This window comes from Erwinia pyri (assembly GCF_030758455.1).
Classification (GTDB): Bacteria; Pseudomonadota; Gammaproteobacteria; order Enterobacterales; family Enterobacteriaceae; genus Erwinia; species Erwinia pyri.
In genome coordinates this window covers 2,302,110-2,327,577 of record NZ_CP132353.1, presented here as the reverse complement: position 1 = coordinate 2,327,577, position 25,468 = coordinate 2,302,110, and the positions used below count along the sequence as shown (strand labels likewise).

The window sequence follows — 25,468 nt, the reverse complement described above, 5'->3', positions numbered from 1 at the left end:
AATGTCTGGCGGATTAGTGACTGCAGCATACATTGTTGCCGCAATTCTTTTTATATGCAGCCTGGCTGGGTTGTCAAAACATGAAACTTCTAAACAGGGCAACCTGTTTGGCATGAGCGGGATGGCTATCGCGCTGCTGGCTACCCTGCTGGGTCCCGACAGCGGCAACGTTGGCTGGGTACTGGCGGCGATGGTTATTGGCGGCGCCATCGGCACCCGGCTGGCGAAAAAGGTCGAAATGACCGAAATGCCTGAGCTGGTTGCGGTGCTGCACAGCTTTGTTGGTCTGGCCGCGGTGCTGGTGGGCTTTAACAGCTATCTCGATCACGCCCCTGGCATGGAGAGCGTGCTGGAAAATATCCACCTTACCGAAGTGTTTGTCGGGATCTTTATTGGCGCGGTGACCTTCACCGGATCGCTGGTGGCGTTTGGTAAGCTGCGCGGGAAGATCTCCTCCCGTCCGCTGATGCTGCCGCATCGTCATAAGCTGAATCTGCTCGCGCTGGTTGTCTCACTGTGCCTGCTGATCGCCTTTGTGCGTACGGAGAGCGTTGGCGTACAGGTCTTTGCTCTGCTGATTATGACGCTGATTGCGCTGGCCTTCGGCTGGCATCTGGTCGCCTCCATTGGCGGCGCAGATATGCCGGTAGTGGTCTCTATGCTGAACTCCTATTCAGGTTGGGCGGCGGCGGCGGCAGGCTTTATGCTCAGCAACGATCTGCTGATTGTCACCGGCGCGCTGGTGGGGTCAAGCGGGGCAATTCTCTCCTACATTATGTGTAAGGCGATGAACCGCTCGTTTATCAGCGTGATCGCCGGTGGCTTTGGCACCGACAGCAGTTCAACCGGTGAAACCGATGAAGTGGGCGAGCACCGCGAGATTGATGCGCAGGGCACGGCAGAGCTGCTGAAAAACTCCAGCACGGTGATCATCACGCCGGGCTACGGTATGGCGGTAGCGCAGGCTCAGTATCCGGTAGCCGAAATTACCGAGAAGCTGCGTGCACGTGGCATCAAGGTTCGCTTTGGCATCCATCCCGTTGCCGGTCGTCTGCCGGGTCACATGAACGTCCTGCTGGCTGAGGCGCGTGTTCCTTACGATATCGTGCTGGAAATGGATGAAATCAACGAAGACTTCAGCGAAACGGATACGGTTCTGGTGATCGGCGCGAATGACACGGTTAACCCGGCCGCGCAGGAAGATCCGCGCAGTCCAATCGCTGGAATGCCAGTGCTGGAAGTGTGGAAGGCGCAGAACGTGGTGGTGTTTAAACGCTCTATGAATACCGGCTATGCCGGTGTGCAAAATCCGCTGTTCTTTAAAGAGAACACGCAGATGCTGTTCGGCGATGCAAAAGCAACCGTCGACGCCATTCTGAAGGCGTTATAAAAATAAACCCCACCGATACGGTGGGGTTTATGCATGAACGGGGTCGGCTAAGCCGGCCTTTTTATTTTCTGCCGGCTGGCTCAGTCGTCTTCGTCATCATCCAGTTCGACCGGAGAGGTAAATCCGTCTGGTTTGATCGCCAGCAGATCGCAGCGCAGATGGTCGATAACCTGTTCTGCGGTATTGCCGAGGAAAGCTGCCGAGAGACCAGTTCGTCCTATAGTCCCTAATACCACCACGCCCGCATCAAGATGCTCCGCCAGGTTCGGGATCACCTCTTCCGGCAACCCTTTGTCCACATGGGTAAATTTCTCATCAATGCTGAATTTCTGCCGTAACGCTTTCATCGCCAGCAGATGCTGACCGCGGATGGCATCGTTATAGACGCTGGGATCAAAGTCGGGCAGTTCAATGGCGATATTGATTGGCGTAATCGGGTAAGCGCCGACCAGATGCACCTCCGTATGATTAACCATATCAGCCAGCTCCAGCGTCTCTTTCACCAGCTTGGTGTTCAGCGGATCGTGATGCGGCTCTTCGCTGGCCAGGTTCACGGCGACAACGGCGCGCCCACCTTCGGGCCAGGGTTGGTCTTTCACCATCCAGACAGGGCAGGGGCATTTGCGCAGCAGGTGCCAGTCGGTTGGGGTGAAGACCACCGCCTGCAGGCGGTCATGCTGGTGCGCCATTTTCAGCACCAGGTCATAACGGCCATTCAGCACTTCCTGGATAATCGCCTCGTAGGGGCGGTTATGCCAGATAACCTTGATATCAATCTCCACGCCCGCATCCAGGTAAGACTGAGCCTGGTCGCGGATCCACTCGGTACGCTGGCTGACCACCCCTTTGCGCATGGTGGTTCGCTCGGCGGGGGAAAGCAGGGTGGTCATCTCATAGGAAAAATCATAGATAGGCAGAAAGGCCGTGATCCGACCGCCGAGGCGCTGGTTCAGATAGACAGCACGGCGGAGCGCTGGCTGGTCATCCTGCTGCGGATCGACAGCCACGAGAATATTTTGATATTTAGCCATAACGGGATCTCCATACGCTGGTTAGCTTAAAGATAGCCCAATCAGAGGCCGCGCAGAAGGAAAAAGTTATAGCTGGATCAATATTATAACTAATAATAAGCAGACTATTTACGGCGGCTCAGTGGCAGCAGGGAAAGGGAAAAGAGAACCGGGATTTTATGGCAGGCTTTATCATGGAGGTTTCAGAAAAACATTGCCGGAAAGCGCATGAAGGGGAGAAAACCGGGCTAACAGCGTAACCCGGTTATCAGGGATCAGGCGATGGCGCGGCTCTGGCCAGCCAGCTGCGACAGCACATCGTGATCTTCAATGGTGATGTACTTGCCTTTCACGGCCAGCATCCCACTTTTCTGGAAACGGCCCAGCAGGCGGCTGATGGTTTCAACTGTTAAGCCCAGATAGTTACCGATGTCCCCGCGGGTCATGGTCAGCCTGAACTCACGCGGTGAAAAGCCGCGTTCAGCAAAGCGACGGGAGAGGCCATAAATAAAGGCTGCCAGACGCTCTTCCGCGTTTTTCTTGGAGAGTAACAGGATCATCTCCTGATCGCCCTTAATCTCGCCGCTCATTAAACGCATCATCTGCTGACGCAGGCTGGGCATTTTGCCTGAGAGATCGTCCAGGGTTTCAAACGGGATTTCGCAAACCATCGCCGTCTCCAGCGCCTGCGAGAAGCTCGGGTGCTGACCGCCATTAATGGCATCAAACCCTACCAGGTCACCCGCAAGGTGGAAACCGGTAATCTGTTCATCACCCTGCTCGGTAATGGTGTAGCTCTTGATGGTCCCGGAGCGGATGGCGTACAGCGACTTCAGTTCATCCCCAGCTTTAAACAGCGTCTGGCCTTTCTGGATCGGCTTTTTGCGTTCGATAATATTGTCCAGCTGATCAAGCTCATGCTCGTTCAGCGTGAAGGGAATACAGAGCTGGCTGATGCTGCAATCCTGACAGTGAATAGCACAACCGCCAGACTGAATACGTCTGTTGATAACACGCTTTTCCGGGATCATAGTGATACGCTCGAGTGATTATTGATTGGGGTCAATTTTACAATTTTTTGTTAACGAAGGGAACTGATCCGAGCAGTTTTAGGCACATAAAAAGCAGGGATGCTGTTCTGCTGCCAGCATCCCGTTGAAAATAATGACTTTAGTTAACTTTATGATTTGTTATCCGCAGTAATCACCGCAGAGCAGGGCTTTATTTTACTTTTTTCTGAAAGACGGGCAGGTTGCTCTACTTTGATGATCAGCGTGAGAATACCTGCCACCAGGTATAAGCCGGTATAGGTCCAGACTACCCCGACGATATCAAAGAACGGCAAAACGACTGAGGCGATGGCTGGCGCAAGGAAGTTACTTAACCCGGCGGAGAGGTTATAAATAGAGATAGCCGCGCCTTTGTGTTCAGGCTCCAGCACCGGGAAAACAGCCGTCATCGGTACAAAGGCCGCCACCGTGATCCCCAGCATCACGGCGGGTATCATCGCAACCCAGTAGTTGTGCCCGAAGGTCACCGGCAGATAGTAGAATGCCAGGCTGGAGAGGGCGCAGCCCAGGCAGCCAAACCAGCGCACCTGGCGGATCCAGCCGATATATTCGCCCAGCACGCCCCACATGATATTGGTGAAAATGGTGACAAAAAAGAAGACTGCCCAGATTTGCAGCCATTCCGACATGGTAAAGCCCAGCCGGCCAACAAACAGCATCGGCATCACTACCGCAAAGCCAAACAGCGACAGGGTATTAATGATCCTGATCAGACAGGCGAGGAAGATATTGCGGTTAGTAAAGAGGATGGTGACCGCTCTGGAGAGTTCGGTGAACTTCTCCCGGTTCGTCAGGTTAGCCTTTTCGCTCTCTCCACCCACATTACGCAACAGCGTCATCGCCATCACGCCTCCCACCACCACCCACGCAATCGCAAACCACAGCGTGCCGGTTTCGCCAATCCAGGGAATGGTAAAACTGGGCAGATAGCTCCCCACGCAGCCAATGCCGACAGAGTACATGGCCCAGAACCAGCCCATAGCCGAGGAGAGCTGATGTTTCGGCACGTTCTGTACCACCAGCATCACGAAGGAGTAGATAAAGAGCGGATAGGCGAGCCCGCGAATGCCGTAGAACAGCAGCATCAGCGGATAGTTACGCATGCCGAGTCCCAGCGTCATAAACAGGATATGCATCACTACCCACAGAATAAACCCGATCCGCATGGCGCGCTGAGGAGTAATAATTTCCGCTACCACGCCGGAACTCCAGGCTGCCAGCGCCGCGGCAGCACCATAAATCGTAAAGACCAGCGCAGATTGCGCGGGGGTAAACCCTAAATCTGTAATGTGTTTTGACAGGAACGCCATTTCAAACCCATCACCGCTCATAAACATGGCGATGGCGATATAACCCCAGATTAAAGAGATGGGGAGGCCGAACCAGTTTTTTGCTGATTTCATCTTATTTCCTTAAGGGCAGCCGGATGACAGTTGTCTCCGGAGGGGATTAAAAGCCGAGTGCGCGAGCCTCACGCTGTTGTTGGTAAAGCAGCCGGAACCAGGCGAGCCGTCTTTGCAGCGAGTGATGGCGACCAGCATCGGGAAGATAGCGCCTGAGCACCGGCGGTTTCTGGCAAACCTCAGCCTCATCACCGCCATCAGCCAGCCATCCCAGCCTGGCGGCACCGAGCGCGCCGCCCGCTTCGCCGCCCTGATGGGTAACGATGGATATATTGAGCACGTCGGCCATCAGCTGCGCCCACCATGGACTGCGAGCGCCGCCGCCAATCAGCGAACAGCTCGCCAGTGAGGTGCCTGTTTCCTGCAGCACTTTCAGTCCGTCCGCTATGCCAAAGGTCACTCCCTCCAGAACGGCATAAGCCAGCGAGGCGCGCTGGGTAGTGTGCGTTAATCCATAAAAGGCACCGGTTGCCTGCGGATCGTTGTGCGGCGTCCTTTCCCCCGACAGATAAGGCAGGAACAGCGGGGCGCTGTTGCAGTCAGCCTGACTTAGCGTCGCCACTTCCGAGAGCAGCGTGGTTTCCGATGCGCCGAGCAGATCACACAGCCAGCGCAGGCCGCTGGCAGCAGTCAGCATCACGCTCATCTGATGCCAGCGGTGGGGTAACGCGTGGCAGAAAGCGTGTACCGCCGATCCCGGATTGGGGCGAAAGCGATCGTTCACGGTAAACAGCACGCCCGATGTTCCCAGAGAGATAAACGCATCACCCGGATCCACTGCGCCAATTCCCACAGCGCTGGCCGCATTGTCACCGCCGCCACCGGCAATAATCACCTCCTCGCTCAGTCCCCACTGGCGGGCCAGTTCGGCCCTGAGCTTGCCGGCAGGCTCTGAACCTTCAACCAGCCGCGGCATCTGGTCTCGGCTCAGGCCGCAGGCGGATAACAGCGTGTCAGACCAGTCACGCTTCGCCACGTCCAGCCAGAGTGTGCCTGCGGCATCGGACATATCGCTCAGCTTCTCGCCGCTCATTTTCCAGCGCAGATAATCTTTTGGCAGCAGCACGCAGGCTGTTTGTTCGAAAATCGCGGGTTCATGACGAGCCACCCAGAGCAATTTAGGGGCGGTGAAGCCCGGCATCGCCAGATTGCCGGTAATGCTCTGCAAATCGGCCGCCAGGGCGGTGAGTTCATCACACTCAGCCGCGCTGCGCGTGTCATTCCATAAAATGCAGGGGCGCAGTACTCTGTTCTCTTTATCAAGCAGGACGGCGCCGTGCATCTGTCCCGAGAGGCCAATGGCGCGGATCTCGCCCCACTGTTCGCCCACCTTCTGCCGTAATTCCGTCATGGCCTGCTGCAAAGCCTGCCACCACTCGGCAGGATCCTGCTCACTCCAGTGCGGATGAGGGCGCTGCAGGGTCAGTTTTGCCCCTGCCGTAGCGACGATGCCACCCTGCGCATCAATCACCAGCGTTTTGATTTCCGATGTCCCGGCATCAATTCCAAGGTACATAGTGACTCCTTAATCAGTGACGGGCTGAGGCTGTTTTGCCCAGCTCTGCAGGCTGGCAACGGCGTTATGCAACAGCTGGGAAAAATCGCTGCGCGAGGCCAGTGAACCAAACAGGGCGCTGCTCGCGGCAAACTGCGCCAGCGCATCTTTCTGGCTTAGCAAGGCGTGCAGGGCTTCAGCATCCAGCGCGCCATCCTGATATTCATAAGGAAGGTCACCCTCGTGCCAGCGCTGGAGAAAGAGGAAAAACAGCGCAGGCAGCAGCGCCGTGGCGGCTGGCGTCTCGCCGCGCTGGTAGGTTTCAGTCAGGGTCGGAGTAATAAAGCCGGGGATTTTAGAGAGTCCGTCCGCCGCCACTCGCTGATTAGTATCCTGAATATAGGGGTTGGCAAAGCGCGCCAGCACCACATCGCGGTAGGCTTCCAGATCCAGCGGGCTTGGCATCAGCGAAGGGATAACGTCCCGGGTAACGTACTCCCAGGCCATCTCCCTGATCTCCTGAGTCCGGGTACTCTGATGAATATACTCCTGCCCGACCAGCGTCCCGGCCCAGGCGATGCAGCTGTGGCTGGCGTTGAGTATGCGGATTTTGGCTTCCTCCCACGGCAGCACCGACGCCACCATCTCCACGCCTACGTTTTCCAGCGCGGGTCGTCCTGCGGCAAAATCATCCTCAATTACCCACTGAATAAAGGCTTCGGCCATGACCGGGGCTTTATCGGCAAATCCTGTAGCGGCCAGCACGCGCGGCGCGATATCGGCAGTAGGGCGTGGCGTGATCCGGTCAACCATCGTGTCAGGGGAGGTGGTCTGCGTGGTTACCCAGGCGTGCAGAGCTTCTTCATTGCGCAGCTGTAAAAAGGTCAGGAAGCCCTGGCGGAAACGCTCACCGTTGTGACGTAAATTATCGCAGCTCAACAGCGTCACAGGTTCGCCATGCGCCTGCATTCGGGCCTGTAACAGACGGGTAAGCGCGCCATAAATAGTTCGGGCTTCTCCGGCAATATCCGCTTTAATATCGGGATGCTGAGGATCAAGCTGATGCTCTGTGTCTAAGTAGTAACCGCTCTCGGTAACGGTAAAAGCGATCACTTTAGTGCGGGGGTCGGTGCCCTGATCGATCAGCCCCCGCAGTTCAGCATCCCAGGGCACCAGTTTTTTAATGGAGGTGATCTTTTCATAGCTCCGTTCGCCTTCCGGCGTTACCGTCTCCAGCGTGTATTCGCCGTTTTGTGCGGCAAGCGTGGTAAGCAGAGGCACAGCGTCATCGCGAATATTGCTTAAGGCAATTTCCCAGCGGTTATCGCCTGCCATCAGCAAACGGTGAAGATACCAGGCCTGATGGGCGCGGTGGAACGATCCTGCACCAATGTGCAGCCAGACAGAGGGGGCGGTTAAAGTCATCACTATCTCCTGATTTGGGCTTTTGCTCTCGTTATGAGCTTTTGCCTGATATGGCTATAGCCTGGTGATCTCTGCTGCAAGTGTCTGCGGGAGAGATCACAAAAATTGCTTTTGCCCACCATTCGGGCAATTATTCGGACCAGGATGAGTAAAACGCGGGGAAAAGAGAATGAGCAAACATAATAAGAAACTGGATCAGGCTGCCCGTGCCGCCTGGATGTATTACGTAGCGGGCGAGACGCAGCATGATATCGCCGACAAACTGGGCGTGTCGCGCCAGGTCGCGCAGCGACTGGTGGCGCTGGCGGTGGAGGAGGGGCTGGTCAGCGTCAATATCACGCATCCGGTGGCTGACTGTATGACGCTGGCAGAGCAGCTTAAAGCCCGTTTCCAGCTGCAACACTGCCAGGTTGTGCCTTCAACGGGGGTTGAGTCGGCCGGTTTGCAGCAGATGATCGCGGTAGCTGGCGCAGAGGTAATGGCGCAAACCCTGAAGCAGGAGCAGCCGCAGATTATCGCGGTGGGATCGGGCCGGACGCTTCGCGCCACCATTGATGAGCTACCCGAGTTCGAACGCCCTCAGCACAGCTGTGTCTCACTGATTGGTGCCATAGCCAGCGACGGCTCCTGTACCCGTTATGATGTGCCGCTCTGGATGGCGGAAAAAACCCAGGGCCGCTATTTCATTCTGCCTGCACCGCTTTATGCCGACAGCGCAGAGGATCGTGCGCTCTGGTGTCACCACCGTATCTACCGCACCGTTACCGACAAGGCCGCGCAGGCTGACGTGATGTTTGTCGGTATCGGTCAGGTTGCCGCAGGGTGTCCGCTTAATGCGGATGGATTCATCAGCGACAGCCAGGTCAGTCAGTTGGTAAAACAGCATGTGGTGGCAGAAATGCTGGGCCATTTTATTGGCGAGGATGGCGAGCGCGTGCGAAGTGAACTGGATGAGAGGTTAACCAGCGTCGAACTCACAGCGCAGACGTCACGCAGCGTTATCGCTTTCGCCGGGGGCGCAGAAAAACATCGGGCGATCGCGGCAGCGCTGCGTGGCGGATGGATGTCGGGACTGGTGACCGATGAGGCCAGCGCCCGTTTTGCCCTCGGGCAAAATGAATAAGGAGATCGCATCCCGGCCTGGTTTTGCTAAACTTGCCGGGTAACTCGCTTTCCTCTTTTTCCGGCTCAACGGGGGACCTGCATGATGGAATTTGACGACTGGGATTTGTTTAAAGATGCCATGGAAGACGTCACACCGCTTAAGGATTGCGCTAACGTTCACTGGCTGAAATCCCCCGCAACGAAACCGACCCGCGCTACCCTGCATGAGCTGCAGCTCGATAATCCGCTGACTACGGGGTATCTCACTATCGTGCCTCTTACCACGCCGCTTGAGTTCAAAGCGGAAGGTATTCAGCAGGGGGTGCTGGATAAGCTTCGCATGGGGAAATATACCCAACACGCCACGCTCAATCTTATCAGGGTGCCGGTGGAAACCTGTCGGCAGCGGCTCTTTGACTTTATGCTGCAGGCGGAGCAGGAGAACTACCGCAACCTGCTGATTGTACACGGCAAAGGCCGTGAGGAGGGATCACATGCGAATATTGTACGCAGCTATCTCGACCGCTGGCTGCAGCAGTTTGAGCAGGTGCAGGCCTATTGTACGGCTCAACCTCATCATGGCGGCAGTGGCGCGTGCTATGTGGGATTGCGTAAAAGCGAACAGGCCCGACTGGAGAACAGGGAACGTCATGCCAAGCACAGCCGCTGAAGCACAGCTAGCCGGAGTGAGATTTGCGCACGGTAGCCATAAACACCTCCGCACTCAGGCTTAATGGTGCGCCGGAGCGGGTAATGATCCCTACTGACTCGCCCGGCCCGTGTGATGCAATGGGCAGGGCAGCAAGGGAGTTATGCAGCAGATCTTCCTTAATCGCCCCTGATGGCACAAACCAGACGTAGTTGTAACGCAGCGCAAGCTGTCGGGCCAGTGAGGTGGCAGAGGTTTCCACCAGCGTGGAGGGGAGCCGACAGCCGTGCTCTTTGATCATCTCATCGGCCAGCCTGCGGGGTGCCGTGCCTTCGGGAGAGATCACCACTGGCCAAGACAGCGCTTTGGAAAGTGTGACGTTGTCACTTAAGAGGGGGTGACCGGGGCGGACCACTAACCGCAGCGACTCCATAAACAGCAATTCATAGGTTAATCCAGCCATCATATCGGGATCGGACATCCGGCCAATGCCCACATCAAATTCTCCCGCCCTGAGTCCGGCAAGAAGCACATTGTTGTGCAGGGTCGCTACCTGAACAATCGCCTGCGGCTGTAACTGATGAAAGCAGTCCAGGATCGAAGGCAGCATTCCCAACGCCACGGTAGTCAGAACGCCGGTGCGCAGCACGGCAGGTTCATCAAGCTCAGAGGGCTTAAACGATTGCCCGGCATGGTTGAGGGCGTCCAGGATCCGCACGGCGTGCGTCAGGAATTGTTCGCCCATGGTGGTTAACTGGGCACCCAGCCGGCCGCGCTCAAATAATCTGGCACCCGCCAGCTCCTCCAGCTCGTTCAGCGTTTTCGACAGGGCTGGCTGGCTGAGGGAGAGCGTTTCGGCGGCACGCCCCAGCGTCCCTTGCTGAGCAACGGCGACAAAGGTGTGCAGATGGCGCAGGCGAATGCGCTGATTAAACTGATAATTTCTATCCATACCCCAGCGTAAGCAGCGGGCCGCTGAACAGGCAAGCTGCACAAGAGAGTTTTGTTAACCTTATTGCAAAATTTAGTTAACATTTGCCGCTTTTGCACAGTTTTCCATCACCTTTAACGCCGCTCTGAACAGATAACCATCACAACTGATTATCTAAATGCCTTGCGAGCCACCGCCGTCAGGCTCTCTGTTAAGCGTGCAGCGCGAATTAGTCAGGTGCAGTGACGGACAATCCGTTATTATATCGCACACTTTTTTCAGGAATACGGGGCCAGCCCCGCGACAGACTGGCTTATGGAGCGCTTACGTGGAGAGTACCGCTGCGATTGATGTGCGTGCCTTGATTAACCAGGGCAGCATCAGCCGTTACCAGCAACGTATCATTGCCCTGTGCTTTGCCGTGGTGGCCATGGACGGCATGGACATCGCTCTGATGGGCTTTATCGCACCCGCGCTGAAAAGCGACTGGGGCGTCACCACCCATCAGTTAGGCATAGTGATCAGCGCAGCGCTGATTGGCCTTGCCTCCGGCGCGATGGTGGCCGGGCCGCTGGCAGACCGTTTTGGCCGCCGTGTGGTGATCATCAGCAGCGTATTCTTCTTTGGACTCTGGACGCTGGCCACCGCGCTGTCACAAAACAGCGAGCAGATGATGCTGTTTCGCTTCCTGACCGGGCTGGGCCTGGGGGCAGCAATGCCGAATGTCAGCACGCTGGTTGCCGAGTATTCCCCGGAACGTAAACGCGCTTTTATTATTACCGTGGTCTTTTGCGGCTTCACCTTTGGCGCGGCAGGGGGCGGTTTTGCCGCCTCCTGGCTTATTCCCGCCTTTGGCTGGCATTCCATATTGATTATGGGCGGATTGCTGCCGCTGCTGATTGTACCGGTGTTGCTGAAAGGGCTGCCCGAATCCGTTCGCTTCCTGATCTCCCGTCAGGCTCCCACCGAGCAGATAGGTAAAATCGTCGCTAAAATGTCGCCGGACTATCCCCTCACCGGACGCGAATTTGCCATGCCGTTGAAGGCGCAAAGCCAGGGTTCCGCCAGGCTGGTGCTGAGCCGCCCCTATCTGTTTGGTAGCACCTTATTATGGGGCGCCTATTTTATGGGGCTGTTTCTGGTCTATCTGATTGGCAGTTGGCTGCCCACGCTGATCAAAAATATGGGGATGACGGTGACACAGGCGGCGCTGGTCACCGCAATGTATCAGGCGGGCGGTACGGTTGGGTCGCTGTTTGCCGGCTGGATGATGGACCGGTTCAATGCCAATCTGGCGCTGGCCGCCATCTATTTTATCGGGGCTGTTGCCACCGTCGCGATCGGTTTTGCGCCTGCGCATACGCTGATCCTGAGCCTGGTGGCCTTCAGCAGCGGATTTTGCCTGAACGGCGCGAATACCGGAATGAATGCGCTCTCTGCCAGCTACTACCCCACGCACGCACGGGCAACCGGCTCAAGCTGGATGCATGGCATGGGCCGAATCGGCGCAATCCTCAGCGCATTTGCCGGTGCACAAATGCTGGCAATGGGCTGGGACATTACCGATGTCTTCTCAAGTCTGGCGATCCCCGCCGTACTGACCTCACTTCTGCTGCTGGCAAAATACCGTTATGGCTACCGGCGCTAGCCTGACATCTGTCGCGATCACACTTTATCAATAATTTTCTCTGCAGCCGTGACTTTCCAGTACTCTGACAGCAACAGGCTTTCAGGAGGCAAGAAATGGAAAGTGCATGGGTTTCCGCTAACGTTATTCGCGCCAGCTTTGCCAGCGCGATGTCGGCGATGTATCAGCAGGAAGTGCCGCAGTATGGAACCTTGCTGAGGCTGGTGGCACAGGTAAACGAGGAAGTACTGGCGCAGGATCCGCAGCTGAAACAGCAGTTGGCTCGTGACAATGAACTCGCCCGGCTCGACGTGGAGCGCCACGGCGCTATCCGCGTGGGGACGGCAGCAGAGCTGGCAATGCTCAGGCGGGTGTTTGCCGTTATGGGCATGTATCCGGTGGGCTATTACGATCTCTCTCAGGCTGGTGTGCCGGTGCACTCAACGGCATTTCGTCCGCTGGATGATGAGGCGCTTAACGCCAACCCTTTCCGGTTGTTTACCTCGCTGTTGCGGCTGGAACTGATTGACGATCCGGCGCTGCGTCAGCAGGCGGCAGAGATTCTGGCAGCGCGCGATATCTTCACTCCACGCTGCCGGGAACTGGTCAGCCTCTGTGAAAAGCAGGGCGGTCTTGACGCTGCACAGGCAGAAAGCTTTATCCGGGAAGCGCTGGAAACGTTCCGCTGGCATCAGCAAACCACCGTGGATGGCAAAACCTATCAGGCGTTGCTGGCGCAGCACAGACTGATAGCGGACGTGGTGTGCTTCCCTGGCTGTCATATCAACCACCTGACGCCGCGCACGCTGGATATCGATCGGGTGCAGGCGTTGATGCCTGAAGCGGGGATCGTCCCCAAAGTGATTATCGAAGGGCCACCCCGCCTCCGCGTGCCTATTCTGCTCAGGCAGACCAGCTTCAAAGCGCTGGATGAGCCGGTCAGGTTTCAGGATGGTCCCGGCACGCACACGGCCCGCTTCGGTGAAATTGAGCAGCGTGGGATTGCGCTGACCGCTAAAGGACGCGATCTCTACGATCGGCTGCTGGCACAGAGTGAAACCGGCGCGGATAATCTTACGCATCAGCAGCAGCTGACGGCCACGTTTCAGGATTTCCCGGACGATGCCAATCTGTTACGCAAAGAGCAGCTGGCCTGGTTCACTTACCGGCTCACCGACAAAGGCCGTGCAGAGGCTGAACGGCTAAAGCAGCAGTCGGTTGAATCGTTGCTTGCCGAAGGGTTGATTGAAGCGACGCCGATGATTTACGAAGATTTCCTGCCGGTCAGCGCCGCAGGCATTTTCCAGTCTAATCTTGGCAGTGACGCCAGGCCGCGCAGCCAGGGGCAAAGCAGTCAGGCAGAGTTTGAAAAGGCATTAGGGGCAAAAATCCAGGATGAAATTGCCTTGTATGCGCAGCGGCAGGCTGCAAGCCTGGCCCGATGCGGCGTAACAGCGCAGTAAATTAAGGGGCAAAGCAGTTGCCCCTTAATTTTTATTGCAGGCGGGGATTGCGGATTAACACGTATTTCCCCGCTCCTGAAAACATGATGGCCAGTGCGCCAAACAGATAAAGAGCTTCTCCCTCCAGCGCCCAGGCTCCCACGTTAGTGCGGCCCCAAAATGCGCCGGTTTTGACCAGCAGCGTCGCTACCACCAGGTTAACCGCAATAACAAATGCAGCGGGGCGGGTCAGCAGACCCATTATCACCATCAGCGGGGCGATCGCTTCCCCGATATAAGCGCCATAAGCCACAAAGCCCGTTATACCGTGCGCTTTCAGCAATGTCTCAATCCAGCCTGTGCCATGCATAATTTTAAACTCACCGTGGAACAGCAGCAAAATACCAACGGTCAGCCGCAGCAGCAGTTTAGCAAAATCGGGATGGTCAGTGAGGCGTGAAAACCCATTATTCAGGGCCGCAAACATGATCAAATCCTTAATACTAAATAAGTAACAAGGGGGCGGAAAATAATGGCTGGCCCGTCAGGGAGAAGAGAAACTCTCGCGTCAGCGCCGCTTTCTGCTGGCGTTCAGCATAATCCGCAAATGGCCTGAAAGATTGGACTTTCGTCTCACTGCTGCAAATAATGATCGGCAGATACTTCAGGATGAGATGATGAAACACGATCGTTTATTAAGGACTGCTACTGCAGAGGGACCACTTCGCGGGAGTCTCGAAGAGGGTGTTTTTGTCTTCCGGGGCGTTCCTTATGCTTCGCCGCCCACGGGTGAACTACGCTGGCAACCGCCGAAACCGGTCACACCGTGGGAAGGGGAGCGTGATGCCACAACCTGGGGAAACGCAAGCTGGCAAAACCGCGAATATTGTATCGCGGTGGGCGGCGGCGATCCCGGCGTATTCAGCGAGGATTGCCTCTATCTTAATGTCTGGACGCCCGATCTGGAACCTGCCCGCCCGATGCCGGTTATGGTCTGGATCCACGGTGGGGGGTTTACCCTGGGCGCGGGCAGCCTGACTCCCTATGGGGGGCTGCCGCTGGCCTCGCGCGGTGTGGTGGTCGTGACCTTCAACTACCGCCTGGGACATCTGGGTTTCTTTGCTCATCCGGCGCTGGATAAAGAGTATCGCGAGGGTGAGATCGTCAATAATTTCGCCCTGCTTGATCAGATAGCAGCCCTGCAATGGATCCAGCGTAACATTGCCAATTTTGGCGGCGACAGCAGCAACGTCACTATCATGGGTGAGTCATCCGGCGCTCGCAGCGTCTTGTCTCTCTTCTCCTCTCCGCTGGCGGCCGGGCTTTTCCACAAAGGAATTGCGCAAAGCGCCTATACGCTACCCGATATTCCCCGTGAAAAAGCGTTAGAGAAGGGCGTGCGGCTGGCCAGCCACTTCAAGCTGAAAGAGGCGACTGCGGAACAGCTCCGCGCCTTGCCGGCAGAAGCCTTCTGGTCGCTCGATACCTCCCTGGCTAACGGGCCTGTGGCAATCTCCGGCGACTGCGTTCTGCCGGAGCCAGTGCTCAGCGTTTTTACCGGGGCTAAGCAGCTTAAACTCCCTTTACTGATCGGCAACAACAGTGACGAAGCCAGCGTTCTGAGCTATTTCGGCGTGGATCCGGCGAAAGTCATCGAGCAGGTCAGAAAAACGCAGCGAGTGGGTTTCCGGCTGAAGATGATACGTCTGCTCTATGATGGCGTTTATGATGATGCCGAGCTGGGCCGCCAGGTGGCCCGCGATATGACCTTCACCACCATGGGTTACATTGCAGCGCTGGCGCAGTATCGCAACGGTATGCCCGCCTGGCGCTATTACTTTGACTATGTCTCTGAGAATGCGCGTGACCTGTACGTGAACGGCACCTGGCATGGCAATGAGATCCCTTATGTACTGGAGACGCTGGATGCGTTGAATGCAGAGAGCAGCGTACGACCCTTCACTGAAAACGATTGTCGTTTTGCCAGAGTGGTCAGCGAATACTGGTTGAATTTCGCCCGTCATGCGAGTGAGTTTTCCCACGATCTGGAGGGGGAAGTGAGCTGGCCTGCGTGGCGTCCCTGGCAAGACAAAGTGATGCGGTTTGGCGAAAAGGGCCAGGCGGTAGTGAAGCTGGAAAAACGCTTTATGCGGCGACGTACGCAGCTGTTTCGTCTGTTAATGAAGGGCATGGTGCGGTTAAAAGAGTAATTGCTTAACAAAATAATTTCCCAGGTAAAAGAGTTGCTGCTGCCGGGCTGCTAAAATCGGTAACGTTAGCAAAGAGTTAAGTGAAATTCACAAAGTGGTAACGTTCTGAATAGCAAACAATAATTTCTCAGGGTTTAGCGCTTCGTGCCGATAACTCCGGATAAGCCCCCGATCCACAAGGCGATGTTATCCGGTCCAATACCGTTACGGAGTAGTTATGAACTTGTTAAGAAATTTTACCATCCGCAGCGTGATGCTCTGGATCCTCGGGCTGTTCTGCCTGATGTGGTCCGCCGTAGGCATGTACAGCGTCTATTCTCTGAATGCCCTCGGCAAAGGCAATGAGGTCGATCGTGAACTGGTCAATCAGATGACTACCCTGAGTAAAGGGAACGATCAATATTTCCGCTTTATTACCCGCCTGACCCGCGCGGTAGAATCCCGTCAGGCGGGCAGCGCCTCGGCGGCGGCAGATATGGCATCGGTGCAAAAAGCGCTTGATAACATGGCGAAGCTGCTCGACGACTTCAAGGCGGAAGCCCCCGGCCCGATGGACGCCAGCTATTCTGGCGACGTTATTGCCAGCTGGCAGAAACTGCTCGAACAGGGCGTACTGCCACAAATGCAGCTGGCTCAGCAGGGCAATATGGATAACTTCCGACGCCACGCCACCACCGTAACGCCGCCGCTGAGCCGTGAATTTGGCTCATCCGTCGACAAATTTAATCTGGCAGCGGGCGCTAAGCTCGATGCTACCCGCGTCACCGTCGACCACCTTACCGATATGACTAAAATCGTCATCGTGGCGGCGGTGATCATTGGTCTGCTTATCCTGCTCTTTACCGACCGTTATCTGGTTAAAATGCTGGTGCGTCCGCTGGACGGCATGCGTGAACATTTCCGTCTGATTGCGGAAGGTGACCTCAGCCATCCTCTGCAGGATATCGGTCGCAACTGCGTAGGCAAGCTGGTCCCGCTGTTAAGCACCATGCAGGACAGCCTGCGGGATGCAGTGAGTGCCATTCGCAGCGGTACCGACAACATCTATCGCGGCGCTGCGGAAATTTCATCAGGCAATAACGATCTCGCCTCACGTACCGAAGAGCAGGCTGCGGCGCTGGAGCAAACGGCTGCCAGCATGGAGCAGCTCACCGCTACCGTGAAATTCAACGCCGACAACGCCCGGCAGGCGAGCGAGCTGGCGCAGTCAGCATCCGTCACCGCCAGCAAAGGCGGCAAGCTGGTGGGCGATGTGGTCACAACGATGCAGGGGATTGCCGGCAGCTCGAACAAGATTGCTGAGATCACCAGCGTTATTAACAGCATTGCTTTCCAGACCAACATCCTGGCGCTTAACGCTGCGGTTGAAGCCGCACGCGCTGGCGAACAGGGGCGCGGGTTTGCTGTGGTAGCCAGCGAAGTGCGTAACCTCGCCCAGCGCAGCGCCGGTGCAGCAAAAGAGATTGAGACGCTGATAGCGGATTCTGTCACGCGCGCCAGCAACGGCTCGCGGCTGGTGGGCGAAGCGGGCAGCACCATGGATGAGATCCTGAAAGCGGTAGGGGAAGTGACGGAAATCATGAAGCAGATCGCTTCCGCCTCTGAAGAGCAAAGCAAAGGGATCTCTCAGGTCGGCACCGCCATTACCGAAATGGACAGCGTGACGCAGCAGAACGCCTCGCTGGTGGAGCAGGTCTCCGCTGCGGCAAGTTCGCTTGAGCGCCAGACCGAGGAGCTGACGCTCTCCGTATCGAAGTTCCGCCTCTCGGCAACCACCACCGCCACAGCAAAAGCGCCAGTACGTTCAGCGCCAACGGCTGCCCGTCCGCTGACTGCCAGGCCTGCCGCCGCCTCTGCGGATGAGTGGGTTTCTTTCTAAACCGGCTGACACAGCCACGCCACCAAAGCGGCAAGCTGCGGTGGCGCTTCTTCAGGCGGGCGCTGGATCAAGCTGTAGACCTCGCCCGTTTTTACCGTCTCCTTAAAAGGGGCGATCAGCCGCTTCATTGCCAGATCCGCCTCGATCAGCGTCACATCCGCTACCGTCACGCCAAATCCCTGAATAGCGGCACTGATCGCTAAATCCATCGTATCAAAATGCTGATTACGCTTCATAATCACCTCTGCCTGCTGCTGCTCCAGCCAGAGCTTCCAGTCGCGGCCATCCGCAGTAGGATGCAAAAAGGTGAACCGGGATAACTCCGCTGCCGTGATGACTGTATCGCCCTGTAAACTGGCAGCCATCACCGGCGTTAATGCCTCATCAAACAGATGCCGGCTACCGGGTGGGGCGCTGCCGTATAAAATGGCCGCGTCATGGTTATCCAGCTGGGTGCTGTGGTCGAGAGTGGTGGTGAGCGAAACGTGGAGATCGGGCTGAGCCTGTTCCAGCGCAACCAGCTTCGGCACCAGCCAGCGCATGGCGCAGGTAGGCGCCTTCAGTCGGATCGCCCCGTGCGTTTTGCTGGCCTGTTCCGCTGCCTGCATCATCTGCTCAAAAGCCGTTTTCATCGCCGGTAACAGAGTCGCGCCCTGAGCAGTCAGCGTCAGTCCCCGGGCATGCCGATCGAAAAGGGCAAAGCCCAGCCAGCTCTCGAGCGAGGCGATTTTACGGCTCACCGCGCCCTGGGTAATACAGAGCTCTCCCGCTGCACGGGTCAGGTTCAGGTGACGGGCAGTAACAATAAAGGCATGGATGGCATTAAGAGGAAGGGTGCGCCGTGACATTGTTACCCTCTGAGCTATGTTTAAAAGTCATGGCTATTATGACAACAATTCGCTTGTCGGCTCAAGGGCGCTCACGTTGAATAGGCTAATCGCGCCATTCACCTTCAGCGGAGAGAGCATGCCCATTAAATCCAGCGTACAACAACGCTCAAAATTACCGGACGTTGGCACCACCATCTTCTCGGTTATCGGGCAGCTTTCTGCTCAGCATAACGCCATCAACCTGTCGCAGGGAGCGCCTAATTTCCCCTGTGACGTGGCGCTGATCAACGGCGTAACCCAGGCGATGGAGCAGGGCCACAACCAGTATGCTCCAATGACTGGTCTGGCGGCGCTGAAGGAAGTGCTCGCCAGCAAAGTAGAGACTCTTTATGGCCAGCGTTACGATCCGGCAAGCGAGGTGTTGATAACCGGTAGCGCCAGCCAGGGGATCTATGCGGCAATTGGGGGCCTGGTTCATGCGGGCGATGAGGTGATCTTCTTTGAACCCGCCTTCGACAGCTATGCGCCGGTGGTGCGTCTGCAGGGCGGCGTGCCGGTGGGGCTGAAGCTTCAGGTACCTGACTTCGCCATTAACTGGGATCAGGTGCGTGCCGCAGTCACCTCCCGCACTCGCATGATCATTATCAACACGCCGCATAACCCCAGCGCGCAGGTTCTCTCACGCGCCGATCTTGAGGAGCTGGCGGCAATTACCCGCAATAGCAATATCGTGGTGCTCTCAGACGAGGTGTACGAACATATTCTGTTTGACGGGCGGCAGCATCAGGGAATGGCTACCCATGCTGAGCTGGCGCAGCGCAGCATTATCATCTCCTCCTTTGGCAAAACCTTCCATGTGACCGGCTGGCGCGTGGGCTACTGTCTGGCGCCGGCGGAACTGATGGATGAGCTGGTTAAGGTTCACCAGTTTATGATGTATTCCGCCGATACGCCGATGCAGGTCGCTTTCGCCGGCTATCTGCGCGAGCCAGCTAACTATCTGGGCCTGGGTGAATTTTATCAGCGCAAGCGCGACACCCTGGCGGATCTGCTGAAGGAGTCTCCGTTCCGCCTGCTGCCTTCCGCCGGATCGTTCTTTATGTTGGCCAGTTATGCAGATTTCAGTGACGAAGCTGACAGCGAAATGGTAAAACGTCTGATTGTTGATCACGGTGTAGCAACTATCCCGCTTTCGGCGTTCTACACGGATGGAACCGACAATAAATTGATCCGTCTCTCTTTCGCAAAAGACGAAGCCACACTTGAGGCGGGCGCACGCGCGCTTTGCCAGGTGAAAGCTCGCTAAAATACTCCTGAGGGGAAGTTGATGAAGAAACTGAATGCACTGTTTGTCGCGGTTGGGCTGTTCTCATCCATGTCGATCATGGCGCAGGAAACGCTGCGCTACGGACTTGAGTCACAGTATCCGCCTTTTGAAAGCCGCAATGCGTCAGGCGAGCTGGAAGGATTTGATGTCGAACTGGGCAAAGCGATTTGCCAGGTGGGTAATTTCAAATGCAGCTGGGTCGAGAGCAGCTTTGATGCGCTGATCCCGGCGCTGGCTGCCAGGAAATTTGATGCCATTAACTCGGCGATGAACATTACCGAAGCGCGCATGAAAAGCATTGGCTTCACCAAACCCATCTACCGCATTCCAAGCCAGCTGATTGGCAAAACCGGTTCCGGCTTGCAGCCAACGCTTGAGTCACTGAAGGGTAAAAACATTGGTGTTCTGCAGGGTTCCGTCCAGGAAACCTTTGCCAAAAAGCACTGGGAGCCTCAGGGCGTGACGGTGACGCCTTACCAGGATCAGAATCAGGTCTATAACGACATGGTCGCAGGCCGCCTTGACGGTACGCTGGTGATGTCGGCAGCGGGCCAGTCCGGCTTCCTGGAAAAACCGCAGGGTAAAGGGTTTGCTTTTGCGGGCGCACCGGTGGAAGACACTCAGGTACTGGGCGTAGGGATCGGTTTTGGACTGCGTAAGGATGATGCGAAGCTGAAAGAGGCGCTGGATGCCGCTATCACCAAAGTGCAGGCAGACGGCACCGTGACTAAACTGGCCGCCAAATTCTTCCCGGGCATTGATGTGGCGGTGAAAGAGTAAGAGGGCGATTTCCCGGCGTGCTGAGAAGCCGGGTTATGAAAAAATGGGCGAATTTATTCGCCCATTTTTGTGACTGTTACTTTGCGGCCAGCAGACAAAGCTTTTCTGCAACCAGATAGGACTTCACAAACGAGGGGATCGGCAGGAATTCAAATTTCGAATGGAAATTATGCGCGCCGGTAAAGAAGTTTGGCGTCAGCAGCCCTTTTGCCGAAAGCGCAGCCCCATCCGTTCCGCCCCGCATCGGCGTCACTTTTGGCGTAATATCTAACTCTTCCAGCGCCGCAAAGATCAGCTCTATTGCGCGACGATCTTCCCCAATCGCATTGCTGATATTGCTGTAGATATCGGTGACGGTAAATTCAACGTTGCCCGTAGGATACTGCTCGCGGATTTTAGCGGCGACGTCGGCAATTTTCTGCTTACGCTGCGCAAAAGAGGCCAGATCGAAATCGCGGATCGAAGCCTTTAATCGCGCCTCGTTTGCGTTGGCGGTCATCTCATTAAACCAGACATAACCTTCGCGGCATTCCGTGTGCTCCGGCGTCTCCATCCGGTCAAAGTGGCTGACAAAATCGAGCGCCATCAGCAGCGGGTTAACCAGCACGCCTTTCCCGGACATCGGATGCGCCGTGACTCCGGTCAGACGAATATCGGCTGAAGCCCCGTTGAAATTCTCATACACCACTTCGCCCAGCTCACAGCAGTCGATGGTGTAGGCGAAATCCACAGCAAAGCGCGTTTTCAGATCCAGCGCTTTGGCGCCGCGCAGCCCAATCTCCTCATCCGGCACAAAAGCGACCACGATATCGCCATGGGGCGTCTCGTGCGTCAGGTTTTCCATCAGCGTCATCACCACTGTGACCGCCGCCTTGTTATCTGCTCCCAGCACGCTGGTGCCATCGCTGAATATAATCTCCTGCCCGTGGTAGGCGTTGATTTCAGGATGCTCTGCGGTACGCAGCCAGATATCCTCCCGCTGATTCAGGCAGAGGTCTTCACCTTCAAAACGCAAAGTCTGTGGATGAATATGGGGGGAGAGGCCGACATCCACGGTATCGATATGGGTGATAAACCCGATACGCGGCGCGGAAGGACGATTGCCCGGTTTAACCGCGGTTACGGTGGCGAACTCATCAATCACCACATCCTGTAACCCCATCTCACGCAGCTCATCTGCCAGCATTTTCGCCATAGCGTGCTGCTCTGGCGTGCTCGGCAGTACCTGAGAAGCGGCATCGCTCTGGCTGGTGACGGCAAGGTAACGGTAAAAGCGTGTGCTGAGCTGGCTGGCCAGTTCCTGGTTCATCCTGTCTTCCTGTGTCTGAGGGAAAGCGTACTGATTTATCATAATTATCAGAGTGGCAGAGCCAGGTCAAAGAGGGAACTCTGATGACGTGCGGCAGGAGGGTGAGTGGTCAGTGAATAACCGATCGATCGGGTTGCGCCAGCGAACGGCTGAGAAGCCACTATACTGAATGTTCATGATAAACAAACAGGAGGACAGTGATGACCATTCATAAGAAAGGGCACGCGCATTGGGAAGGCGATATCAAGCAGGGTAAAGGCACCATCAGCACCGAAAGCGGCGCGCTGAAAGAGCAACCCTACGGATTCAATACCCGTTTTGAAGGCAAACCAGGCACTAACCCGGAAGAGCTGATTGGCGCAGCTCACTCAGCCTGTTTCTCCATGGCACTCTCGCTGATGTTAGGCAACGCAGGCTTTGTGCCTGAAAGCATCGATACCGTAGCGGATGTGTCGCTGGACAAGGCGGGTGAAGGGTTCAAAATCACCAAAATCGCCCTGCAGAGCGAAATCAAACTGCCCGGCATCGACAGCAGCAAATTTGATGAAATCATCAATCAGGCGAAAGCTGGCTGCCCGGTCTCTCAGCTGATGAACGCTGAAATTACGCTGGACTATAAACTGAACTGATCTTCAGCTGGCGTATAAACATTTCCCTGCCGCCCGGCGGGGAAATCTCTCTGTTACCCTTGCCTGCCTCCAAGCCGCTATCTCTGTCCGTACGTAACAACTCGCTGAAATATAACCAAAAGTGATGAATAAAAAAACAGCATAAGGCTGGTTCTGTCTGCCGTTAGCGATTAGATTGTTGGGACCAGGAAAACAATCAGCAACACTCTAGCGAGGATGGAAATGAAAAAAACATTTTTAAGGACGGCTATTGCTGCGTTAACGCTGACGGTGGCGACAGGGGCCGCAGCGAAAACTTTGGTGTTCTGTTCGGAAGGGTCACCGGAAAATTTTAATCCTCAGCTCTACACCTCTGGTACCAGCGTGGATGCAAGCGCTGTCCCTATTTATAATCGGCTGGTGGACTTCAAAGTGGGCACCACCGAACTGGTACCCAGCCTGGCGGAAAGCTGGGAAATCAGTCCCGATGGAAAGAGCTATACTTTCCATCTGCGTAAGGGCGTGAAGTTCCAGAGTAATAAGGCGTTTAAGCCCACGCGCGACTTTAACGCAGATGACGTCATTTTCTCCTTTATGCGGCAGAAAGATGCCAAAAACCCTTACCACAACGTTTCCAACGGCACCTATGCGAATTTCGAAAGTCTGGAATTTGGCTCGCTGATAACCGATATCACCAAAGTTGATGAGAATACGGTGCGCTTCACGCTGGCCCATGCTGAAGCGCCGTTTCTGGCCGATTTAGGCTGGTATTTTGCTTCCATCCTCTCTGCTGAATATGCCGATGCGATGCTTAAAGCCGGTACGCCGGAGAAAGTTGACCAGGTGCCCATCGGTACCGGACCTTTCGAGCTGGCGCAGTATCAGAAAGACTCCCGTATTTTGTTTAAGGCCTTCCCGCAATACTGGCAGGGAAAAGCGAAGCTGGATCGGCTGGTATTTTCCATCACGCCTGACGCTTCCGTGCGCTATGCCAAGCTGGAAAAGGGTGAGTGTCAGGTGATGCCGTTCCCAAATCCTGCCGATCTGCCCCGCATGAAAGAAAATAAAGATCTGACGCTGATGCAAAAAGCGGGACTGAATACCGGCTTCCTGGCCTTTAACACGCAGAAGCCGCCGCTGGATAACGTCAAGGTTCGCCAGGCGCTGACCATGGCTATCAACAAACCGGCAATTATCCAGGCGGTGTTCCAGGGTACCGGCACGGTGGCGAAAAATCTGCTGCCGCCTGGCGTCTGGAGCGCTGACAAAGATCTCAAGGATTATGATTACGATCCGGAAAAAGCGAAAACGCTGCTGAAAGAAGCGGGTCTGAAGCCGGGAACCGCTATCGACCTGTGGGCGATGCCGGTACAGCGGCCCTATAATCCTAATGCGCGACGTATGGCCGAAATGATCCAGGCTGACTGGGCCAAAGTGGGCATTAAAGCCAATATCGTCAGCTTCGAATGGGGCGAATACCTTAAGCGGGTGAAAAACGGCGAGCATCAGGCTGCCCTGATGGGCTGGACCACAGCCACCGGCGATCCTGATAATTTCTTTGGCCCTCTCTTCAGCTGCACCTCGGCTAATGGCGGCTCGAACTCATCGAAATGGTGCTATAAGCCGTTCGATAATCTGATCGCTCAGGCGCGTGCGGAGCAGGACCATAACAAGCGCATCGATATGTATCGCGAGGCGCAGCAAATCATGCACGATCAGGCACCTGCGGTCATGATTGCGCATTCAACGATCTTTGAACCGGTGAGGAAAGAGGTAACGGGTTACGAGATCGATCCGTTTGGTAAACACATCTTCTATCAGGTGGATATCAAATAGCAGGCTGGCCCTCTTTGCAAGAGGGCTATCTTTTCCTCAGGTGCGGTCAGCTGTTTCAGCTGGAATTATCGGGCAGCAACCACTGGAATCACGCTTAATCAGAGTAGGGTAAAGAATGATTGTTTGCGGTGGCGCCTGATTATCTGCCAGCCGGGTCAGCAAAATTTCTCCGGCAACACGACCTATTTCATGCGCCTCCACAGAAATAGTGGTCAGAGACGGTTCAATCAGCGAGGCTTCCGGCACATCATCAAAACCTACGATTGAAATATCTTTGCCAATTATCCGACCCATCCTTCGCAGTCCCTGAACCGCGCCGAGAGCGATAATATCCTGGTGAAAAACAATGGCGGTTATTTGTGGGTAGCGGGTCAGTAACGCCGTCACAGCTTTAGCCCCAGCGGCTCTGGTTGATTCGCAGGAAATAATCCAGTTAGCATCGGGTTCGATTCCCGCTTCCAGTAAACGGCTACTGTAACCTTCAATACGGTGTATACGGGACACTGAGTCGGGCAGTCCGCCGATAAAAGCGATATTTCTGTGTCCCAGCGAGATCAGATGATCGGTGGCAAGTCGGGCCCCGCTAACATTATCCGTTCCCACATAGTCAAACGGCAGCCCTGGCGAAGGTCTGGCTACCAGGACCACAGGAAAACTCAGCTTCTTAAGCCGCGTAATAAAGGATACTGGCGTGTTTCGGGCAAGACACAAAATCAGCCCGCAGGCGCTGTTTCTGCTGATGGCTTCGACAAACTTCTGCTGTCTTTCTATGGATTCTTCGCTGTTACCAATAAACATCATCATCCCATTCATTTCAGTCTGGTGACTCAGTCCTGCCACCAGTTCGCTGTAAAATGGATTAGTAATGTCCTGCAAAAGTAACCCAACCTGATTACTGGTCTGGCTGCGAAAATTTGCAGCCTGTTGATTATAAACGTAGCCAAGTTTCTCGATTGCAGTCATCACTTTTTGACGTGTTCCGGCTGAAATTCTGCCCTTGTTTGACAAGACCATTGAGACAGTAGCCGTTGAAACACCGCACTCCCTTGCCAGATCGGCAACGGTCACTTTCGCCATAAATTAGTTCCTTAAGGAGTTAAGAGCTCATACAGGTTAACCCATTAACCTGTTCTGTGACGAGAC

At 55.6% G+C, this 25,468-nt stretch carries 21 protein-coding genes; 11 read left to right on the top strand and 10 right to left on the bottom strand.

From position 1 onward, the window contains the following. The first annotated feature begins 1 nt into the window (after position 1). The gene (gene pntB, locus Q3V30_RS10735) at positions 2 to 1,390 is read left to right on the top strand and encodes a Re/Si-specific NAD(P)(+) transhydrogenase subunit beta (RefSeq protein ID WP_306205465.1); all 1,389 of its coding nucleotides are present in this window, start codon (positions 2 to 4) and stop codon (positions 1,388 to 1,390) included. An 80-nt stretch (positions 1,391 to 1,470) separates the two neighbouring features. On the opposite strand, the gene uspE is transcribed toward pntB, so the two are convergent. The 5 genes from uspE to dalD form a co-directional block, all read right to left on the bottom strand. Continuing rightward, on the bottom strand, positions 1,471 to 2,421 hold the full coding sequence (gene uspE / locus Q3V30_RS10730) for a universal stress protein UspE (protein ID WP_306205462.1): 951 nt from the start codon (positions 2,419 to 2,421) through the stop codon (positions 1,471 to 1,473). 254 nt (positions 2,422 to 2,675) lie between these two features. Beyond that, a complete protein-coding gene (gene fnr / locus Q3V30_RS10725; RefSeq protein WP_013202029.1) occupies positions 2,676 to 3,431 on the bottom strand; it encodes a fumarate/nitrate reduction transcriptional regulator Fnr in 756 nt (251 codons plus the stop codon). A 149-nt stretch (positions 3,432 to 3,580) separates the two neighbouring features. Beyond that, positions 3,581 to 4,873, bottom strand: a complete 1,293-nt coding sequence (locus Q3V30_RS10720) for an MFS transporter (protein ID WP_306205455.1) — start codon at positions 4,871 to 4,873, stop codon at positions 3,581 to 3,583. Positions 4,874 to 4,919: 46 nt separating this feature from the next. Continuing rightward, positions 4,920 to 6,389, bottom strand: coding sequence for a xylulokinase (gene xylB, locus Q3V30_RS10715; RefSeq protein ID WP_306205453.1), 1,470 nt, complete (start codon positions 6,387 to 6,389; stop codon positions 4,920 to 4,922). A gap of 9 nt (positions 6,390 to 6,398) precedes the next feature. Further along, the gene (dalD, locus tag Q3V30_RS10710; protein ID WP_306205451.1) at positions 6,399 to 7,793 is read right to left on the bottom strand and encodes a D-arabinitol 4-dehydrogenase; all 1,395 of its coding nucleotides are present in this window, start codon (positions 7,791 to 7,793) and stop codon (positions 6,399 to 6,401) included. Between the two features lie 169 nt (positions 7,794 to 7,962). Between dalD and Q3V30_RS10705 the strand changes: the two genes are divergently transcribed. Both Q3V30_RS10705 and smrA read left to right on the top strand, forming a co-directional pair. After that, entirely contained in the window at positions 7,963 to 8,916 is a 954-nt protein-coding gene (locus Q3V30_RS10705) for a sugar-binding transcriptional regulator (RefSeq protein WP_306205449.1), read from the top strand. Between the two features lie 84 nt (positions 8,917 to 9,000). Further along, positions 9,001 to 9,567, top strand: coding sequence for a DNA endonuclease SmrA (gene smrA / locus Q3V30_RS10700; RefSeq protein ID WP_306213188.1), 567 nt, complete (start codon positions 9,001 to 9,003; stop codon positions 9,565 to 9,567). Between the two features lie 7 nt (positions 9,568 to 9,574). Here smrA and Q3V30_RS10695 read toward each other — a convergent pair whose 3' ends face one another. Further along, positions 9,575 to 10,498: a LysR substrate-binding domain-containing protein gene (locus Q3V30_RS10695; RefSeq protein ID WP_306205447.1), complete on the bottom strand. Its 924-nt coding sequence runs from the start codon at positions 10,496 to 10,498 to the stop codon at positions 9,575 to 9,577. Between the two features lie 307 nt (positions 10,499 to 10,805). On the opposite strand from Q3V30_RS10695, the gene Q3V30_RS10690 reads away from it, so the two are divergent. Both Q3V30_RS10690 and hglS read left to right on the top strand, forming a co-directional pair. Then, entirely contained in the window at positions 10,806 to 12,125 is a 1,320-nt protein-coding gene (locus Q3V30_RS10690) for an MFS transporter (protein ID WP_306205445.1), read from the top strand. 95 nt (positions 12,126 to 12,220) lie between these two features. Next, a complete protein-coding gene (gene hglS, locus Q3V30_RS10685; RefSeq protein WP_306205443.1) occupies positions 12,221 to 13,567 on the top strand; it encodes a 2-oxoadipate dioxygenase/decarboxylase HglS in 1,347 nt (448 codons plus the stop codon). Between the two features lie 31 nt (positions 13,568 to 13,598). Here hglS and Q3V30_RS10680 read toward each other — a convergent pair whose 3' ends face one another. Then, entirely contained in the window at positions 13,599 to 14,033 is a 435-nt protein-coding gene (locus Q3V30_RS10680; protein WP_306205441.1) for a DoxX family protein, read from the bottom strand. Between the two features lie 190 nt (positions 14,034 to 14,223). Between Q3V30_RS10680 and Q3V30_RS10675 the strand changes: the two genes are divergently transcribed. Continuing rightward, positions 14,224 to 15,756: a carboxylesterase/lipase family protein gene (locus tag Q3V30_RS10675; protein ID WP_306213187.1), complete on the top strand. Its 1,533-nt coding sequence runs from the start codon at positions 14,224 to 14,226 to the stop codon at positions 15,754 to 15,756. Between the two features lie 217 nt (positions 15,757 to 15,973). Continuing rightward, positions 15,974 to 17,635, top strand: a complete 1,662-nt coding sequence (locus tag Q3V30_RS10670) for a methyl-accepting chemotaxis protein (protein WP_306205439.1) — start codon at positions 15,974 to 15,976, stop codon at positions 17,633 to 17,635. Here Q3V30_RS10670 and Q3V30_RS10665 read toward each other — a convergent pair. Then, positions 17,632 to 18,483, bottom strand: coding sequence for a LysR substrate-binding domain-containing protein (locus Q3V30_RS10665; RefSeq protein WP_306205437.1), 852 nt, complete (start codon positions 18,481 to 18,483; stop codon positions 17,632 to 17,634). The genes Q3V30_RS10670 and Q3V30_RS10665 overlap by 4 nt on opposite strands. Positions 18,484 to 18,601: 118 nt before the next feature. On the opposite strand from Q3V30_RS10665, the gene Q3V30_RS10660 reads away from it, so the two are divergent. Next, entirely contained in the window at positions 18,602 to 19,771 is a 1,170-nt protein-coding gene (locus tag Q3V30_RS10660) for a methionine aminotransferase (RefSeq protein ID WP_306205435.1), read from the top strand. Positions 19,772 to 19,792: 21 nt separating this feature from the next. Next, the gene (locus tag Q3V30_RS10655) at positions 19,793 to 20,572 is read left to right on the top strand and encodes a transporter substrate-binding domain-containing protein (protein WP_306205433.1); all 780 of its coding nucleotides are present in this window, start codon (positions 19,793 to 19,795) and stop codon (positions 20,570 to 20,572) included. Between the two features lie 76 nt (positions 20,573 to 20,648). On the opposite strand, the gene pepT is transcribed toward Q3V30_RS10655, so the two are convergent. Further along, on the bottom strand, positions 20,649 to 21,881 hold the full coding sequence (gene pepT, locus Q3V30_RS10650) for a peptidase T (protein ID WP_306205431.1): 1,233 nt from the start codon (positions 21,879 to 21,881) through the stop codon (positions 20,649 to 20,651). A gap of 200 nt (positions 21,882 to 22,081) precedes the next feature. Here pepT and Q3V30_RS10645 point away from each other — a divergent pair, with 200 nt between their 5' ends. Further along, positions 22,082 to 22,510 (top strand): OsmC family protein, encoded by a 429-nt coding sequence (locus tag Q3V30_RS10645; protein WP_306205429.1) that lies wholly within the window; start codon positions 22,082 to 22,084, stop codon positions 22,508 to 22,510. A gap of 216 nt (positions 22,511 to 22,726) precedes the next feature. Continuing rightward, on the top strand, positions 22,727 to 24,325 hold the full coding sequence (locus Q3V30_RS10640; protein WP_428979202.1) for an ABC transporter substrate-binding protein: 1,599 nt from the start codon (positions 22,727 to 22,729) through the stop codon (positions 24,323 to 24,325). 36 nt (positions 24,326 to 24,361) lie between these two features. Here Q3V30_RS10640 and Q3V30_RS10635 read toward each other — a convergent pair whose 3' ends face one another. Continuing rightward, positions 24,362 to 25,402 carry a LacI family DNA-binding transcriptional regulator gene (locus Q3V30_RS10635; protein ID WP_306205426.1) on the bottom strand — a complete coding sequence of 347 codons (1,041 nt, stop codon included), beginning with the start codon at positions 25,400 to 25,402 and terminating at the stop codon, positions 24,362 to 24,364. Positions 25,403 to 25,468 lie beyond the last annotated feature (66 nt).

Bases quoted from the DNA above. Each gene is read 5' to 3' on its own strand.
- fnr (WP_013202029.1), bottom strand. From the start codon at position 3,431: ATGATCCCGGAAAAGCGTGTTATCAACAGACGTATTCAGTCTGGCGGT.
- Q3V30_RS10695 (WP_306205447.1), bottom strand. From the start codon at position 10,498: ATGGATAGAAATTATCAGTTTAATCAGCGCATTCGCCTGCGCCATCTG.
- xylB (WP_306205453.1), bottom strand. From the start codon at position 6,389: ATGTACCTTGGAATTGATGCCGGGACATCGGAAATCAAAACGCTGGTG.
- Q3V30_RS10665 (WP_306205437.1), bottom strand. From the start codon at position 18,483: ATGTCACGGCGCACCCTTCCTCTTAATGCCATCCATGCCTTTATTGTT.
- pepT (WP_306205431.1), bottom strand. From the start codon at position 21,881: ATGAACCAGGAACTGGCCAGCCAGCTCAGCACACGCTTTTACCGTTAC.
- Q3V30_RS10680 (WP_306205441.1), bottom strand. From the start codon at position 14,033: ATGTTTGCGGCCCTGAATAATGGGTTTTCACGCCTCACTGACCATCCC.
- dalD (WP_306205451.1), bottom strand. From the start codon at position 7,793: ATGACTTTAACCGCCCCCTCTGTCTGGCTGCACATTGGTGCAGGATCG.
- Q3V30_RS10645 (WP_306205429.1), top strand. From the start codon at position 22,082: ATGACCATTCATAAGAAAGGGCACGCGCATTGGGAAGGCGATATCAAG.
- Q3V30_RS10655 (WP_306205433.1), top strand. From the start codon at position 19,793: ATGAAGAAACTGAATGCACTGTTTGTCGCGGTTGGGCTGTTCTCATCC.
- Q3V30_RS10635 (WP_306205426.1), bottom strand. From the start codon at position 25,402: ATGGCGAAAGTGACCGTTGCCGATCTGGCAAGGGAGTGCGGTGTTTCA.
- Q3V30_RS10675 (WP_306213187.1), top strand. From the start codon at position 14,224: ATGAAACACGATCGTTTATTAAGGACTGCTACTGCAGAGGGACCACTT.
- Q3V30_RS10640 (WP_428979202.1), top strand. From the start codon at position 22,727: ATGGAAATGAAAAAAACATTTTTAAGGACGGCTATTGCTGCGTTAACG.
- hglS (WP_306205443.1), top strand. From the start codon at position 12,221: ATGGAAAGTGCATGGGTTTCCGCTAACGTTATTCGCGCCAGCTTTGCC.
- Q3V30_RS10720 (WP_306205455.1), bottom strand. From the start codon at position 4,873: ATGAAATCAGCAAAAAACTGGTTCGGCCTCCCCATCTCTTTAATCTGG.
- Q3V30_RS10660 (WP_306205435.1), top strand. From the start codon at position 18,602: ATGCCCATTAAATCCAGCGTACAACAACGCTCAAAATTACCGGACGTT.
- pntB (WP_306205465.1), top strand. From the start codon at position 2: ATGTCTGGCGGATTAGTGACTGCAGCATACATTGTTGCCGCAATTCTT.
- uspE (WP_306205462.1), bottom strand. From the start codon at position 2,421: ATGGCTAAATATCAAAATATTCTCGTGGCTGTCGATCCGCAGCAGGAT.
- Q3V30_RS10670 (WP_306205439.1), top strand. From the start codon at position 15,974: ATGAACTTGTTAAGAAATTTTACCATCCGCAGCGTGATGCTCTGGATC.
- Q3V30_RS10705 (WP_306205449.1), top strand. From the start codon at position 7,963: ATGAGCAAACATAATAAGAAACTGGATCAGGCTGCCCGTGCCGCCTGG.
- smrA (WP_306213188.1), top strand. From the start codon at position 9,001: ATGGAATTTGACGACTGGGATTTGTTTAAAGATGCCATGGAAGACGTC.